The organism is Parafrigoribacterium mesophilum (genome assembly GCF_039652555.1).
GTDB lineage: Bacteria > Actinomycetota > Actinomycetes > Actinomycetales > Microbacteriaceae > Parafrigoribacterium > Parafrigoribacterium mesophilum.
The window spans coordinates 1,361,134-1,376,255 of the sequence record NZ_JBDJAF010000001.1 but is presented as its reverse complement, the minus strand read 5'-3'; the positions used below and the strand labels follow the sequence as shown (position 1 = coordinate 1,376,255).

The window sequence follows — 15,122 nt, the reverse complement described above, 5'->3', positions numbered from 1 at the left end:
GACTCGGAGGCAAGCCCGGCTACGGGTGCCCTTCAGGGCTGCAAATGTCGTACATTGGGGCGTAATGGATGTCACCGTGAGATATTTCGCTGCGGCCGCCGAAGCCGCAGGCCGGGATGAGGAAGAGCTGTCGCTGGAGGACGGCGCCACACTCGGTTCGTTGCGCTCGCTCCTCGAGGCGAGATACGGCGAGCCCATGGGCAGGGTGATGCGTACCGGCTCGTTCCTCATCGACAAGGTGGTCCGGCGGGACAGCTCGTTCCCGTTGACCGGGCGCGTGGACGTGCTTCCACCGTTCGCCGGAGGGTAGTGACTACAGCCCCACCCATTCGGTCACGCCGCCGACGAAGTACTGGCGCTTCCAGATCGGGATGGTGGCCTTGATCCGTTCCACCAATTCTTGACAGGTGTCGAATGCCTCCCTGCGATGCGACGCGGCGACGGCGGCGTAGAGGGCGATGTCCCCGATCTGAAGCGAACCGACCCGATGGGCAGCCGCCACCCGCAGCCCCGACTTCGCTGCGGTCTCCTCGCAGCACTGCCTGAGCAGAAACTCGGCATCCGGATGCGATTGGTAGTCGAGCGAGAGGATCGCCCGGCCGTCATCGTGGTTGCGCACCACGCCGCAGAACAACACCACGGCACCGCTCTCCGGCGCCTCGACCGCGTGGCGGATCAGCGCTTCGTCGATGGGCTCCGAGGTGATCATGGCGACGGCCTCGTCCATGCCGGAAACAGCTGCCATCCTCAATACCTCGCCATCGTCGGGTCTTCGCGGGCGGCGAATGCGTCGATGCCGCCCTCCAGGTTGAGCACGTTCGCAATCCCGTGCTGACGGAGCATCGCCGCCGCGCGGTCGGACCTGACGCCGTGGTGGCAGTACACCACCACGGGAACATCGGTGCGGATGCGTTCCAGGGACTGCTCCAGCGAGCCCAGCGGGATCAGCTCGGAGCCGTCGATCCGTGCGATCTGCGCTTCGAACGGCTCCCGCACATCCACCAGCTGCATCGGCGAGCCCGTCGCCAGCCGCCGCGAGAGTTCGGCCACGTCGATAGCCTCCGGTGCCGAACCGGCGGACGGCCGCGAGCTGACGCCACAGAACAGTTCGTAGTCGGTGAGTTCGGTGACGGGTTCCGCCTCCGGGATGCTGCCGTACTCGATGTCACGGTGCCGTCCGCTCAGGGCGTCGTAGGTGGTCACCCGGCCGAGCAGCGGAGCGCCGATTCCGGTGATCAACTTGATCGCCTCGGCTGACATGATCGCGCCGATGACCGCGCACACACTTGGCAGCACCCCGCCGATCGAACATGACAACACCTCCCCAGGCGCCGGAGGCACCGGGAACAGGTCGCGGTAGGTCGGGCCGTAATCCACCCAAGCGACGCTCGCTTGCCCGCTGTATTGCAGAATCGCGCCCCAGACCAGGGGCTTGTGCTGCAGGGCGGCCGCGTCGTTGGTGAGGTACCGGGTCGGGAAGTTATCGCTGCCATCCAGCACGAGGTCGTAGTCGGCCAGGATGTCGAGGATGGTGCTGGAATCCACCCTCAGCCGATGCCGGATGACCTCGACCTCCGGGTCGATCGCGGCCACGGTATCGGCGATCGAGTCGACCTTGTTCCTGCCGACATCACGAAGGGAATGCGAGACCTGACGGTGCAGGTTCGACAGCTCGACGACATCCGAGTCGATCACGCCGATGGTTCCAACGCCCGCCGCAGCAAGGTAAGGAATGCTCGCGCTGCCGAGGCCGCCTGCGCCGACGACCAGTACGCGGGCGGCGGCTAGTCGCCGCTGCGCGAGGTCGCCGAACCCCGGCATGAGCAGTTGCCTGCTGAATCGCGCGAGGCGGTCCGGTGGCAGCGGCGGGCCAGGTTCGACAAGCGCCGGCACCCGCTGCGTGTCAGTGAGCAGCGCCACGATCATCTCCCTGAAGTCTTCGTGACTGTCAGGCTAATCCACTCCGGTCGGATTCGGATAGCGGCACGAACAGCATCCTCATTGCGAGCGATTCTCTTGTGAAGCTGGAAGTTACGTGGTAGGCATGCCGTGTGGGCAGAATTACGGCTCGACGACGAGTCACCCGCCTTACGGTGGGCGACACCTCCACCATGGTTGAGGACTTTCTCGCCGTCGAAGAACCTTTGGAAATTCGAGTGGGTGGCCAGTCGCTGGCCATCACGATGCGAACGCCTGGAAACGACGTGGACCTGGCGGCGGGCTTTCTCGTGTCGGAGGGAATCATTTCCCGCGGCGACGAGTTCGGCGCCGCACGGCACTGCGCAGGCGCGACCGCGGAGGGTTTGAACACGTACAACGTGCTCGATGTCACCCTCGCGCCGTGGGTACCCGCGCCGGATCCGAGCCTGGAGCGGGCGTTCTACACGACCAGTTCATGCGGGATGTGCGGCAAGGCAAGCATCGAGGCGGTGCGCACGAAATCCGCCTACAGCGTGAAGGACGACCCGCTGGTGATCGACGCGGAGTTGTTGGCCAGCTTCCCCGACAAACTGCGGGAGCAGCAAGCGGTGTTCGACAAGACCGGGGGACTTCACGCCGCGGCGTTGTTCGACGGCACCACCGGTGAACTGCTCGTCCTTCGCGAAGATGTCGGTCGGCACAACGCCGTGGACAAGGTCGTTGGCTGGGCGCTCAAGGAGAACCGGTTGCCGCTGAGCGGCACCGTGCTCATGGTGTCAGGCCGATCCAGTTTTGAACTTACCCAGAAGGCGTCGATGGCCGGGATTCCGCTCCTGGCGTCTGTGTCGGCGCCGTCGTCGCTTGCCGCTGAATTGGCCACGGATGCCGGGATGACGCTGGTTGGTTTCTTGCGCGGAAAGTCGATGGTGATCTATGCCGGCGCCGAACGCGTTGTCGGCAACCGAGTAAAAGTTAAAGAAGGTAGTGCAGCATGACAAGCAAACCGCCTGTTGATGACGTCATCGAGGACATCGAGGTCAGCGAGCCGAAGACATGGGCCGCCGGAGTGCCCGGGGTCACGCATTCGATGGGACCCGCCTTCAAGGAGATGGGGGTCAGTCGCAGCCTGAAGCTCCTCAGCTCCATGAACCAGAAGGACGGCTTCGACTGTATGAGTTGCGCTTGGCCGGATCCGGAACACCGTAAGACTGCGGAGTTCTGCGAGAACGGCGCGAAGGCGGTCACTTGGGAGGCGACTCCACTGACCGTGCCGACGAGTTTCTGGAGAGAACACTCGGTGAGCGACCTGTTGACCAAATCGGACTACTGGCTCGGCATGCAGGGCAGGCTCGTGGAGCCGGTCTACAAGCCGGCGGGCAAAGACCACTACGAGCCGGTCAGTTGGGACAAGGCGATCCAGATCATCGCCGACAAGCTGAAGGGCCTCGACTCGCCCAACCAGGCGGCGTTCTACACCAGCGGACGGACCGCCAATGAGACGGCCTTCGCCTACCAACTGTTCGTGCGCGCCTTCGGCACCAACAACCTGCCGGACTGCTCGAACATGTGCCACGAGTCCACCGGCCTGGCGATGGGCCAGACCATCGGCATCGGCAAGAATACGGTGTCGTACGGCGACTTCCGCAAGGCCGACCTCATCATCATCATGGGCCAGAACCCCGGCACCAACCACCCGCGTCAGCTCACTGCTCTTGAGGAGGCGAAAGAAAACGGGGCCGAGATCGTTGCGGTCAATCCGCTGCAAGAGGCCGGACTGATGCGCTACAAGAACCCGCAGAAGGTCAAGGGCGTCCTCGGCCACGGCACCGGTCTCGCCGACCAGTACCTCCAGATCCGCCTCGGCGGTGACGGGTGGCTGATGAAGGCAATCTCGAAGCGTGTCTTCGAGGCTGAGGCGAAGAACCCGGGAAAGGTGCTTGACCACCAGTTCCTCGCCGAGCACTGCCAAGGCCTGGAGGAATTCCGGGAGCACCTGCTGCACCTCGACGAGGCTGCGGTGCGGGAGGCCACCGGCCTCACGACGGAGCAAATCGACGAGTTGGCGGCGCGTTACCTCAAGGCAGACCGGGTGATTATCACGTGGGCGATGGGACTGACGCAGCACAAGGAGGCGGTCCCCAGCATCAAGGAGATCATCAACCTGTTGCTGCTGCGCGGCAACATCGGCAAGCCCGGTGCTGGCGCGTCTCCGATCCGGGGACACAGCAACGTTCAGGGCGACCGGACGATGGGCATCTGGGAGAAGATGCCACCCGCCTTCCTCGACGCGCTCGAGAAGGAATTCGGATTCAACCCGCCCCGTGAAGAGGGCGTCGACTCCGTGCAGGCCATCCGCGGAATGCGGGACGGCAAGATCAAGGTTTGGATAGCTCTCGGCGGAAACATGGTGGCAGCCATCTCCGACACCGCGGCCGCCGAAGCCGCGTTCCAGAAGACCGAGATGACGGTTCAGATTTCGACCAAACTGAACCGCAACCACGCCGTCATCGGCGAGGAGGCACTGATCCTGCCCACGATGGGTCGCAGTGAGATCGACATGCAGAAGGGCGGGGAACAGTTCCTCTCCGTCGAGGACTCGGTGTGCGCAGTGCACCCGACGCACGGCCGCGTCGACCCGATCTCACCGAAACTGCTGTCCGAGGTCTCGATCGTGACCCGGCTGGCGCGTGCGGTGCTCGGGAACAAGGTGAACGTGGACTGGGCCGGATTCGAGGGCAACTACGATCTGATCCGGGAGCACATCGGCCACGTGGTCAAGGGCTGCGCGAACTACAACCAGCTGATCCGCCAGGACGGCGGATTCATCCTGCCTCACGGCCCCCGCGACTCCCGCACCTTCACGACGGACACGGGCAAGGCGAAGATCACGGTGAACGAACTCGAGTACATCCAGTGCCCGCCAGGACGGCTGCTGCTGCAGACGATGCGTTCGCACGACCAGTTCAACACGACGATCTACAGCTTGAACGACCGTTACCGCGGCATCAAGAAGGGCCGCAAGGTGATCTTCGTGCATCCTGATGATCTCGCCGCGCTCGGCATCGACAACGGCGAACTGGTCGATGTGCACAGCGAGTTCACCGACAACGTCGATCGCGTCGTGCACCAGTTCAAGGCGGTCGCGTTCCCCACCAGTCGCGGATGCGCGGCTGCGTACTTCCCGGAGGCGAACCCGCTGGTGCCCCTGGACTTCACGGCGCAGGGCAGCAACACGCCCGCCTCGAAGTCGGTCGTGGTGCGGCTGGAACCGTCCAGGACAATACATGAACGGCACGTCGGCACGACGGAAGGCGCCCTGGCAGGCGTCTGAATGATGACCCCTCGCGGCGGCCGGGCGGTGCCCGGTCGCTCGCGACCGCCAGCTTTGTTTCGGAACACCCTCGGGTCGTTCAGCGACCCCAAAAGCGTCGCCCGTCCCATCAGGGAGTGACTCGGGCGCGAACAGAAAGGTACAACGATGTCCCAATCCGCTACCGGGTCGACGTCCGCGCTCGGGAACAGGCAGAACCCAACACACGGTCGATGGTGGATCGTCATTGCCGCACTGTTGCTGCAATTCTCCATCGGCGCCGTCTATGCGTGGAGTGTGTTCAGCTCGGCACTGAAGAAACCAGACGCCATGGCGTTGACCAACCCGGAAGCTTCCCTTCCGTTCACCGTTACCATCGGGATGATCTTCATCGGCAGTTATGTCGGTGGCCGCATCCAGGACAAGGTAGGACCACGTCCGGTGGCCCTGGCCGGCGGCATCATTTACGCCGTCGGATGCATCCTCGCCTCGTTCGCACTGTCGCACGACCACTCACAACTGTGGCTGCTCGTGCTCGGTTACGGAGTGATCAGCGGGTTTGGACTCGGCTTCGCCTACATTGTGCCGATCGCCATGCTGCAGAAGTGGTTCCCCGACAAGCGCGGCCTCATCACCGGCCTCGCCGTCGCAGGGTTCGGCTTCGGCGCCGTGTTGACGGCCCCGGTGGCACAGTGGCTCATCGCCATGCGTCCGACGGAACCGAACTGGGCGTTCCTTCCCCTGGGAATCGGATACCTCGTGCTCTCGCTCGTCGGGGCGTCGTTCTTCCGGAACCCGCCGGCCGGTTACACCGTTCCCGGCTGGGTGCCAGCGACAACCGGTCGGACCCGGGACAGCGCGAAGCAATTCACCGAGGGCGAGGCGCTGCACACCGTGCAGTGGTACTTGCTTGCGGCCATCCTGACACTCAACGTGACAGTGGGTATCGCGCTGATTGCGCAGGCCAACTCCAGCGCCATCGACATCGCGGGATACAGCGTGGCGGGTGCAGCGGCGCTCGTCGGCATCCTGTCGCTGTTCAACGGCGGCGGCCGGATCTTCTGGGCGTGGGTATCCGGCTTCACCGGTCGGATGACGGCGTTCGGGTTGATGCTCGGCCTGCAGGGCGTCTGCCTGCTGATCATCCCTCACGCCAGTAACGCCGCGCTGTTCTTCATCCTCGCGGCGATCATCTACCTCTGCTACGGCGGCGGATTCGGCACGATGCCGGCAACGGCGGGCGACTTCTTCGGGGTCAAGCACGCCGGTGCCATCTACGGGCTGATGATCATCGGGTGGAGCCTCGGCGGGATCATCGGGCCGCCCATCATCGCGGCGCTGATCGGCGGAGACAAGAACTACGTGTCCGGCTACACGGTGATCGGCGTCATCGCCCTCGCGGCGATCATCCTCCCGATCATCACCAGGATGCCGAAGCCGAAGGTGGACGCGGTCAAGGCTCCGGTCATCGCGGATGCGGACGAAGCGTCGGTCGTGTAACAGCAACGGAACTGGAGTGTGGCGTCGGGGGACCGGCGCCACATTCGCGTTCTGCCGCACCTACACTGGAGATCGTGCAGCGGCCCGCGATCCCCTTCCTGATTCTCGGCGGGGTGAGTGTCATCGCCGGTGGCGTGTTGTCCGCAGCGGCGGCTCCGGCGCCCAGTTACACGGCATCCTGGGCAGTGGCCTACATCGTGCTGGTGGCGGGCGTTGCGCAACTCGTCCTTGGACTGGGACAGGCACAGCTGGCGTCGCATCAGCCGCCCGGTCGGGTAGTCGCAGCCGAGGCAGTGGCCTTCAACCTGGCCCATGTTGCGGTGCTGCTCGGCACCATCATCGGTGCCGCGTGGATGGTCGACATCGGCGCCGCGCTCATCGTTGTCGCGCTCGGCCTGTTCATCTGGTCGGTGCGCGGAGCGAGCGCCGGGAACCGGTGGATGCTGTACGGCTTTCGGGTGATGATCCTGATCGTGCTGATCACGACGCCCATCGGCGTGGTCATCGCGAACCTGAAAGCGTAAATTCGAGCGACACTCCGTTGCGCCTGGTGGGTCGACGACGCACGTTGCTACGCTCGGACCCATGGACACCGAACAGCGCCCCACCCCGTCCGACCTGCCCAGTCCGGCCGCCTCCAAGATCTCACCGGAGGTCGTGCACAGCTTCCGATCCCAGCTCAGGCAGGGTGAGGATGTCATCGACCCGCACACGTTCGCCGGGACCATCCCGCAGGACCGCGGCATTGCACCTCGGGTGCGCATCGGCAATAGCAAGTGGTTCAACCTGCTCTGGCTGATCCCGATCGGGCTGCTGCTGCTTATCATCGGAATTGCTGTGGCCAAAGGCATCCGGGAACTGCCCGCCGTGCAGGACTTCATGGCGCAGTACCCGGGAACGTCGGAACTGCCCGACAACGCGCCGGTCGGCTTCCCCGCCTGGCTCGGCTGGCAGCACTTCCTCAACGCGTTCCTGCTCATTTTCATCATCCGCAGTGGCTGGCAGATTCTCACCGATCATCCCCGGCTGTACTGGACCAGGCACTCCACTCCGGGCAAGGACTGGTTCCGGGTGCAGCGGCCGGTGCCCGATGATCCGCTGTGGACGGCGAAGAAGGACTCGATCAGTCTCCCGCACCAGGTCGGACTGCCCGGGATGCGCCACTCGATCGGCCTGGCCCGCTGGTGGCACCTGGGCGTCGACACGTTGTGGCTGCTCAACGGCATCGTCTTCTTCGTTCTCATTTTCGTCACCGGACAGTGGATGCGCCTGGTGCCGATGAGCTGGGATGTCATCCCGAACTCGATCTCGGTGGCCATCCAGTACCTGTCGTTGGACTGGCCGGCCGAGACCGGCTGGGTGAACTACAACAGTCTGCAGCTCATCGCCTACTTCATCACCGTCTTTCTCGCGGCCCCGGCCGCCCTGATCACCGGGCTCGGCATGTCGCCGGCGCTGTCGACGAAGTTCAAGTGGATCAGTTCGGTGTTCAGCATCCAGGTGGCCAGATCATTGCACTTCGTCGTCATGGTGTGGTTCCTGCTGTTCATCGTGGTGCACGTGACGCTTGTGCTCACCACAGGCGCGCTGCGGAATCTCAACCACATGTACGCCAGCCGCGACGACGAGACCTGGGTCGGGTTCTGGATCTTCGCCGCCTCCCTGGTCGTCATGATCGTCGGCTGGGTCGCGGCGACGCCACTCACCATCCGTTACCCGCGGGTGGTGCAGCGGGTCGGCTACGCGCTGATCGGGCCGGCGCAGCGCTTGTTCGAGCACATCGACTCCAAGCCAGGGCAGTACACCGAGAAGGACATCTCGCCCTACCTGTGGCACAACGGCCAGTACCCGGACTCCGAGGAGTACAAGGCGCTGTTCGACGGTAACTTCGCCGACTACCGGCTGCGCATCAACGGTCTCGTGGAGAACCCGGTCGAACTCGACCTCGTGCAGCTGCGCGCCATGCCGTACCACGAGCAGATCACGCAGCACTTCTGCATCCAGGGCTGGTCCGGCGTGGCGAAGTGGGGCGGGGTGCGGATGCAGGACATCCTCGATCTCGTGAAGCCCAAACCCGAGGCGAAGTGGGTGGTGTTCTACTCGCTCGGCGACGGACCGGACAAGGGCATCTACTACGATGCGCATCCGATCGAGCACATGAGTTATCAGCTCACCATGCTGGCCTACGACATGAACGGCGAGACGCTGTCCTTCGGCCACGGCGCCCCGCTGCGACTGCGCAATGAAACCCAGCTGGGCTTCAAGATGGTCAAGTGGATCAAGGGAATCGAGTTCGTCGAGCACTTCTCTGAAGTCGGCGGCGGCTATGGCGGCTACAACCAGGACCACGAGTTCTTCGGGTACCGCCAGTCGATTTAACACGGTGAGCGTCTCGGAACTCCCGCACCGTAGCACTACGGTGCGGGAGTTTCTAGTCTGGTATTTTCCTACCCTCTCGTTAGCCTTTTAATCAGGACAGCGTTGTTTTCCACGACCTCCTCGACAGATCATGCTCGGGCCACGGAGTCGCGGATTCTCAACGCGAGAGGTCAGACTGTGGAGACGGAAGCCCCGACGTCAGGCGTGGCAGGTTGGCCGGGTTGCACCAGTTTTGCCACCGTGAACAGCAGTGCTGAATCCTCCAGCGCCTTCAGCGTGAGGTTCGCGGTCGGCACGATGAGCAGGTCGCCGATCCACCCCGACCAGGATGAGCCGCCGCTTTCCAGCAACACCCTGCCGTGAAGCACATAGATGGTGGCTTCGCCAGGACTCACGTGTTCATCCAGGCCTTCGCCGGCGCGCAACGCGATCACCGTCTGGCGAAGGATCTTCTCGTGCCCGCCGAAAACAGTCTTAGAACTCCGGCCGGCCGGAGCGGTACGCGCGTGCTCCAGTTCGTGGCGCATCAAGGCAGTCAGTGAGGTCTTCTGCATCGTCTCACGATAGTCGACCATCGATCCAAACGGTCCAGCACGGACCAGAAAGAAAGCACCGTGAACAACGAAAGCGTCATTTCCACCTCGGTCCTCGTGATCGGCACAGGAGGCGCGGGCCTGCGTGCGGCTATCGAACTCAAGCAGCAGGGCGTGGATGTCCTCGCGATCGGCAAACGCCGCAAGTACGACGCACACACCACCCTTGCCGCCGGCGGCATCAACGCGGCCCTGGGCACGATGGACCCCGAAGACTCCTGGCAGCAGCATGCCGCCGACACGATCAAGGAAGCGTACTTCCTCGCCGATCCCAGCATCGTCGAGACGGTGGCGCGCAACGCGCCACAGGGCATCAAGGAACTCGAAGGCTGGGGTATGCCGTTCGCCCGGGAAGCGGACGGCCGGATCTCGCAGCGGTTCTTCGGGGCACATACCTACCGCAGGACGTGCTTCGCCGGGGACTACACCGGTCTGGAAATCCAGCGGACCCTCTTGCGCCGGGCGGCCGAGGTCGACGTGCCGATCATCGACACCGTCTACGTGTCCCGGCTCCTGGTGGCCGACGGGCGAATTTTCGGCGCGTATGGCTTCGATCTCGTCGATGGTACCCGAATGGTCATCCACGCCGACGCGGTGATCCTCGCCACCGGCGGACACACCAGGATCTGGCGGCAGACGTCGTCCCGGCGTGACGAGAACACCGGCGACTCGTTCCGGCTCGCGGTGCTGGCCGGCGCGCGCATCCGGGACGCGGAACTGGTGCAGTTTCACCCGTCGGGCATCCTCGAGCCCGCGGATGCGCAGGGCCTGCTCATTTCGGAAGCGGCACGTGGCGAGGGTGGGATCCTGCTCAACGCGGACGGCGAGCGGTTCATGTCCCGCTATGACCCGGAGCGGATGGAATTGTCCACCAGGGACAGGGTGGCGCTGGCCATCTCCACCGAGATCACGCAGGGTCGGGGAACGCCCAAGGGCGGCGTGCTGCTCGACCTCACCCACCTGGACCGCGACGTCGTGCTCACCCGGCTGCCTCGGGTCTACCGGAACATGCTCGATTTGCAGATGCTCGACATCACCAAGAACCCGATCGAGATCGCACCGACCGCGCACTACTCGATGGGAGGAGTGCTGGTGCGCGCCGACGATCACGGCACCGAGGTCGCCGGCCTGTATGCGATCGGGGAGGCATCCTCCGGCACGCACGGCGCCAACCGGCTGGGCGGCAACTCCCTGGCCGAACTCCTGGTCTACGGCCGCATCGTCGGGGCGGCCGCAGCCGCGTACTCGCGAACGCTGCCGGCCCAGGTTCGCAGCGCCGCCGCCGTATCCGAGGCGCGAGATGAGATCGACGAACTGCTGGCAGGCCGAGGCTACGACAACGTGCGGAGCATGCAGCGCGCCATCCGCGACCTGATGAGTGAGCACGCCGGTGTGGTGCGGGACGAAGAGGGATTGAAGGCCGGGTTGATCAAGCTCGATGCCGTCGAAGCCCGGATGCCCGACCTGGCCGTGCACCCGGACATTGCCGGATTCGGTGACCTCGCCCACGCCCTCGACATGAAGGGTTCACTGATCGCCGCCCGCGCCACGCTGGAATCGGCGCTCATGCGACGGGAAACCCGCGGTGCACACAATCGCGCCGATTACCCGGACCAAGACCCTGAACTCACGGTCAACATGCTGTGGTCGCCGGCCACCGGAGTGACCCAGGAGCCTGTGCCCGAGACTCCGCAGGAGATTCTGGATCTGATGCCGACCGGCGAAGACAGCGTCGTGGGGAAACTGGTCGAGTGATATGAGATCCATGCTCGCCTTGTCGGCCCTCTCCGCATAGGCTGAGGTCGTGACAGACACTGAAGTTCGCACAGCGGAGCCTCGCTATTACCGGCGGGTGTCTCAGATTCCTCATGACCGTGAGATCCCCACCGGAGTTCTCACCGATACCCGGAATCGACCGCTTCGGGATTTGCGGATCTCTGTCACGGACCGGTGCAATTTCCGATGCGTGTACTGCATGCCCAAGGAGATTTTTGGGCGCGACTTCGAATTCTTGCCGAAGGCGATGCTGCTCAGCTTCGAGGAGATCGTGCGGATTACGCGCGTTGCTGTGGCTCACGGCGTGGAGAAGATCCGGCTGACCGGCGGCGAACCACTGCTGCGGGTGGGTATTGAAGACCTCATCGGAATGCTCAGCGAGATCAAGACACCGGATGGTCGGGACCTTGATCTGGCCTTGACCACGAACGGGTCGGCGCTCGCGCACAAGGCCCAATCGCTGAAGGATGCCGGGCTGAAGCGCATCACCGTGTCGGTGGACTCGCTGGACAACGACACCTTCATGGCGATGAACGGAGTCGACTTCCCGCTGGAGAAGGTGCTGCACGGACTCGAGGTCGCCCACGAGGTGGGGCTCGGACCGATCAAGATCAACATGGTCGTTCAGAAGGGGCACAACGACCAGGACATCGTCGCGATGGCTCGACATTTCAAGGCGACGCCGTACATCCTGCGGTTCATCGAGTTCATGGACGTCGGCTCCACCAACGGCTGGGAGATGGGCGAAGTAGTGCCGTCGGCGGAGGTCATCCGGCGCATCAACGCGGAAATGCCGCTGGAGGAAGTTGCCCCGAACTACACCGGCGAGGTGTCCTCGCGGTGGCGTTACCGAGACGGTGGCGGCGAGATCGGCGTGATCTCGAGTGTCACCCAATGCTTCTGCGCCACCTGCACCCGGGTGCGGATCTCCTCGGAGGGCAAGCTGTACACCTGCTTGTTCGCCACGGACGGCCACGACCTACGCGCCCTGATGCGCGCCGGCGCAACGGACGAGGAGCTGGCGACGGTGATGGCGCACATCTGGCGCGCCCGCACCGACAACTACTCAGAACAGCGCGCCCTGAACACGAGCGTTATCAGATCAACCAAGCCGAAGAACTCGGCAAAGCGGATCGAGATGCACTACATCGGCGGGTAGTCTTGGGGTTTCGATACGGCTCGCGCTGACGCTCGCCTACTCAACCCGCTGACGCGGTTTCGATACGGCTCGCGCTGACGCTCGCTTACTCAACCCGCTGACGCGGTTTCGATACGCTCGCACTCAACCCGCTGACGCGGTCGATACGGCTCGCACTGACCAGGTCCGCGGGTTGAGTAGCGCCCGACGAAGGAGGCCGCATATCGAAACCGCGCCGGCCCGTTCGCGGCTTTTTCACCAGGGCAGCGGCACCGTCGCAACACTCTCTCCCGAGCGGGCGCCCTCCGGCGGTGACACCAGCACTCCGCTCGCCGTCGCGAGGCCCCGCAACATTCCCGACCCGAACCAGGGACTCTTAGCCGCCGTGCCGCCCTGCAACTGATACGGGAGCAGTCGGCACAGTCCTGGCCTGCCGGTAAGGTCTCGCCCCGTCACCACCGAACCAAGGGTCGGCTCTGCGGCCCCGGCCAGCCCGGCGAGCAGCGGCTGCGCGAGAGTCAGCATGCCCATCATCGCGGCCAGCGGGTTTCCCGGGAGTCCGACCAGGTAGCGGCCGTCGGGCAATTGCGCCAGCAGGCTCGGACCACCGGGCCTCATCGCGATTCCATCGATGAGGATGCGTGCATCCAATTGCCTCAGTGCAGCGTGCAGATGGTCGGCGGTCGAGCGGCCGGTGCCGCCCGTGGTGATCAGGACGTCCGCGATGGTGTCCTCGGCAATTGTGTCGAGCAGAACGTCGAGGTCGTCGCGGAGGTGATCAGCCGCAGTGACGATGCCGCCCAACATCCGGATCAACGCCGGAAACTGCGGTCCGAAGGTGTCCCGCACATGACCGGGCTCGGGAATACCGGAACCGACCACCTCATCGCCGGTGAGGATCAGTGCGACGCGCGGGGCACGTAGCACCGTCAGTTCGTCGTGTCCGCACACCGCCGCAACAGCAACGTGTGCAGGGTTCAGGCGGGTGTCGCCCGGAAAGACGACGTCGGATTGGGCCACCTCTTCGCCAGCGGGACGCACGTTGTCGCCGTCCGCCGGTTCGCCGGGGCGCGCGCCAGCGCTGGTTCCCAAAACCTGGGCGCCGTCGGCGCCGCGGACCGTGCCGTGCTCGCTGCGGAGCACGGCACGCGCCCCGGCCGGGATCAGCCCGCCGGTCACGATCGGGGCCGCGTGTCCCGGTTCCAGCCGGTGCCCTGGGGCGAGCTGCCATGGCTCATCGCCGGCGACCGCCCAACCGTCCATCGCCGAGGACGCATAATGCGGCACGTCGCAGAGGGCAACCAGGTCTGCAGCCAGCACCCTGCCGACCGCCTCGTTCAGCGGCACGGACTCCGGCTCCAACCGCTGCGGCGCGCGGTAACTATAGGAGCGAGCGGCGTGCCAGTCCGGCCGCGTGCCGAGCGGCTCCACGTTCATCGTTTGTCGTGGTCGGGGTTCGCCGCGATCATCTCGTCGCGGCAGAGTTGGAATCCGACATCAAGTGCGGCCTTCACCGCCGCCTCACTGGTGGCCTGCCCGGCGCCGACAGTCAGTCCGGCTGCGTAGCCGACGACGAACGTCGTCAGCGGTGCCGCCGGGCGGAGCACGGAGTGGGCTGCCCGGCCGGCCAGCCCCAAGACACCCTTGAGATCCACCTCGAGTCCCTCGACCGCGAGCGCCTCCACGAGTCTGGCCGACCACCGTTTCAAGAGCTCGTCCTCGTCCTCGCGGCTCATGCCCGGGTTGGCTTGTTCAGGATTGGCCATCTTCTTCTCCCTCGACTGTGTTGGTTGGTTCTGCGTCGGATGCGTCGTCGCCGGCTGCGCGTGTCCTGGCGGGAGGGCGACGCCCAAGCGACCAGCGTCCGCCCAGGTGTCAACATCGTCCGTCGCGCCTTCGGGAACGGCGACCTCGATCGGTGCGAGTCCGGCGATGAGCTGGAACATCGAAAGGCCTTCCAGGATGCCGGCGGCGCGCTTGGCCTCGGCGGCGGCGGTGAGCCGCGACGTGCGGTAGGCAGCGGCCAGCGGCTGCACGCGGTGCCGGCCGTCCACCGCGAGCACGCCGTCTGCGGGTTGCGCCTCCAGCGCGGTGAGCAACCGGACGATGGCTGCGTCGATGCCCGGCATATCGCAGGCGAGCACCAGCGTGTAGTCGCTGGGGATCGGATCGGCAGACGCGAGCGCGGTCAGGCCGGCGGCGATCCCCGCTGCCGGTCCGCTGAACGGCGGCTCCTCGCGCGTCACGAGCACGCCGGTCGGCAGGGGAGCCCCGGTGACGTCGCCCACCACCACGATGTTGCGCATCGCCGCAACGACGGCGGCGATGGTCTGATCAAGCAGAGTGTGCTCTCGGAAGCGCAGCTGGGCCTTCGGCACGCCATCCAGGCGCGACGACCGGCCTCCTGCCAAAATGAGCGCATCCACGAGCACTCTCTCACTCTACTGACCGGCCCTGGTCGCGCTGGGCAGGTCGCACTAGGCTCGGGAACATGAGCATCCATGGC

General features: G+C 65.0%; 13 protein-coding genes. 8 read left to right on the top strand and 5 right to left on the bottom strand.

The window, feature by feature from the left end:
• Positions 1-64 precede the first annotated feature (64 nt).
• Complete coding sequence (locus tag ABFX56_RS06535; protein ID WP_346232451.1) at positions 65-310, top strand: MoaD/ThiS family protein; 246 nt, start codon at positions 65-67, stop codon at positions 308-310.
• Positions 311-313: 3 nt separating this feature from the next.
• On the opposite strand, the gene ABFX56_RS06530 is transcribed toward ABFX56_RS06535, so the two are convergent.
• On the bottom strand, positions 314-745 hold the full coding sequence (locus tag ABFX56_RS06530; protein ID WP_346232450.1) for a molybdenum cofactor biosynthesis protein MoaE: 432 nt from the start codon (positions 743-745) through the stop codon (positions 314-316).
• Positions 746-747: 2 nt separating this feature from the next.
• Entirely contained in the window at positions 748-1,920 is a 1,173-nt protein-coding gene (locus ABFX56_RS06525) for a ThiF family adenylyltransferase (protein WP_346232449.1), read from the bottom strand.
• A 131-nt stretch (positions 1,921-2,051) separates the two neighbouring features.
• Here ABFX56_RS06525 and fdhD point away from each other — a divergent pair, with 131 nt between their 5' ends.
• The 5 genes from fdhD (at position 2,052) to ABFX56_RS06500 (ending at position 9,109) form a co-directional block, all read left to right on the top strand.
• The gene (gene fdhD, locus ABFX56_RS06520) at positions 2,052-2,915 is read left to right on the top strand and encodes a formate dehydrogenase accessory sulfurtransferase FdhD (RefSeq protein ID WP_346232448.1); all 864 of its coding nucleotides are present in this window, start codon (positions 2,052-2,054) and stop codon (positions 2,913-2,915) included.
• Positions 2,912-5,251, top strand: a complete 2,340-nt coding sequence (locus ABFX56_RS06515; protein WP_346232447.1) for an FdhF/YdeP family oxidoreductase — start codon at positions 2,912-2,914, stop codon at positions 5,249-5,251. The genes fdhD and ABFX56_RS06515 overlap by 4 nt, the downstream gene beginning before the upstream one ends.
• Positions 5,252-5,398: 147 nt before the next feature.
• The gene (locus ABFX56_RS06510) at positions 5,399-6,730 is read left to right on the top strand and encodes an L-lactate MFS transporter (RefSeq protein WP_346232446.1); all 1,332 of its coding nucleotides are present in this window, start codon (positions 5,399-5,401) and stop codon (positions 6,728-6,730) included.
• Positions 6,731-6,804: 74 nt separating this feature from the next.
• Positions 6,805-7,254: a hypothetical protein gene (locus tag ABFX56_RS06505; protein WP_346232445.1), complete on the top strand. Its 450-nt coding sequence runs from the start codon at positions 6,805-6,807 to the stop codon at positions 7,252-7,254.
• A 61-nt stretch (positions 7,255-7,315) separates the two neighbouring features.
• Positions 7,316-9,109, top strand: a complete 1,794-nt coding sequence (locus ABFX56_RS06500) for a molybdopterin-dependent oxidoreductase (RefSeq protein ID WP_346232444.1) — start codon at positions 7,316-7,318, stop codon at positions 9,107-9,109.
• Between the two features lie 170 nt (positions 9,110-9,279).
• Here ABFX56_RS06500 and ABFX56_RS06495 read toward each other — a convergent pair whose 3' ends face one another.
• Positions 9,280-9,663, bottom strand: a complete 384-nt coding sequence (locus tag ABFX56_RS06495) for a cupin domain-containing protein (RefSeq protein ID WP_346232443.1) — start codon at positions 9,661-9,663, stop codon at positions 9,280-9,282.
• Positions 9,664-9,723: 60 nt separating this feature from the next.
• Between ABFX56_RS06495 and ABFX56_RS06490 the strand changes: the two genes are divergently transcribed.
• Both ABFX56_RS06490 and moaA read left to right on the top strand, forming a co-directional pair.
• On the top strand, positions 9,724-11,457 hold the full coding sequence (locus ABFX56_RS06490) for an FAD-binding protein (RefSeq protein WP_346232442.1): 1,734 nt from the start codon (positions 9,724-9,726) through the stop codon (positions 11,455-11,457).
• 97 nt (positions 11,458-11,554) lie between these two features.
• Positions 11,555-12,637 (top strand): GTP 3',8-cyclase MoaA, encoded by a 1,083-nt coding sequence (gene moaA, locus ABFX56_RS06485; RefSeq protein ID WP_346233162.1) that lies wholly within the window; start codon positions 11,555-11,557, stop codon positions 12,635-12,637.
• Between the two features lie 234 nt (positions 12,638-12,871).
• On the opposite strand, the gene ABFX56_RS06480 is transcribed toward moaA, so the two are convergent.
• Complete coding sequence (locus ABFX56_RS06480) at positions 12,872-14,053, bottom strand: molybdopterin molybdotransferase MoeA (protein ID WP_346232441.1); 1,182 nt, start codon at positions 14,051-14,053, stop codon at positions 12,872-12,874.
• Positions 14,050-15,048, bottom strand: coding sequence for an NTP transferase domain-containing protein (locus ABFX56_RS06475; protein ID WP_346232440.1), 999 nt, complete (start codon positions 15,046-15,048; stop codon positions 14,050-14,052). The genes ABFX56_RS06480 and ABFX56_RS06475 overlap by 4 nt, the downstream gene beginning before the upstream one ends.
• Positions 15,049-15,122: the final 74 nt, after the last annotated feature.

Bases quoted from the DNA above. Each gene is read 5' to 3' on its own strand.
- ABFX56_RS06510 (WP_346232446.1), top strand. From the start codon at position 5,399: ATGTCCCAATCCGCTACCGGGTCGACGTCCGCGCTCGGGAACAGGCAG.
- ABFX56_RS06500 (WP_346232444.1), top strand. From the start codon at position 7,316: ATGGACACCGAACAGCGCCCCACCCCGTCCGACCTGCCCAGTCCGGCC.
- ABFX56_RS06515 (WP_346232447.1), top strand. From the start codon at position 2,912: ATGACAAGCAAACCGCCTGTTGATGACGTCATCGAGGACATCGAGGTC.
- ABFX56_RS06530 (WP_346232450.1), bottom strand. From the start codon at position 745: ATGGCAGCTGTTTCCGGCATGGACGAGGCCGTCGCCATGATCACCTCG.
- ABFX56_RS06480 (WP_346232441.1), bottom strand. From the start codon at position 14,053: ATGAACGTGGAGCCGCTCGGCACGCGGCCGGACTGGCACGCCGCTCGC.
- ABFX56_RS06495 (WP_346232443.1), bottom strand. From the start codon at position 9,663: ATGCAGAAGACCTCACTGACTGCCTTGATGCGCCACGAACTGGAGCAC.
- ABFX56_RS06535 (WP_346232451.1), top strand. From the start codon at position 65: ATGGATGTCACCGTGAGATATTTCGCTGCGGCCGCCGAAGCCGCAGGC.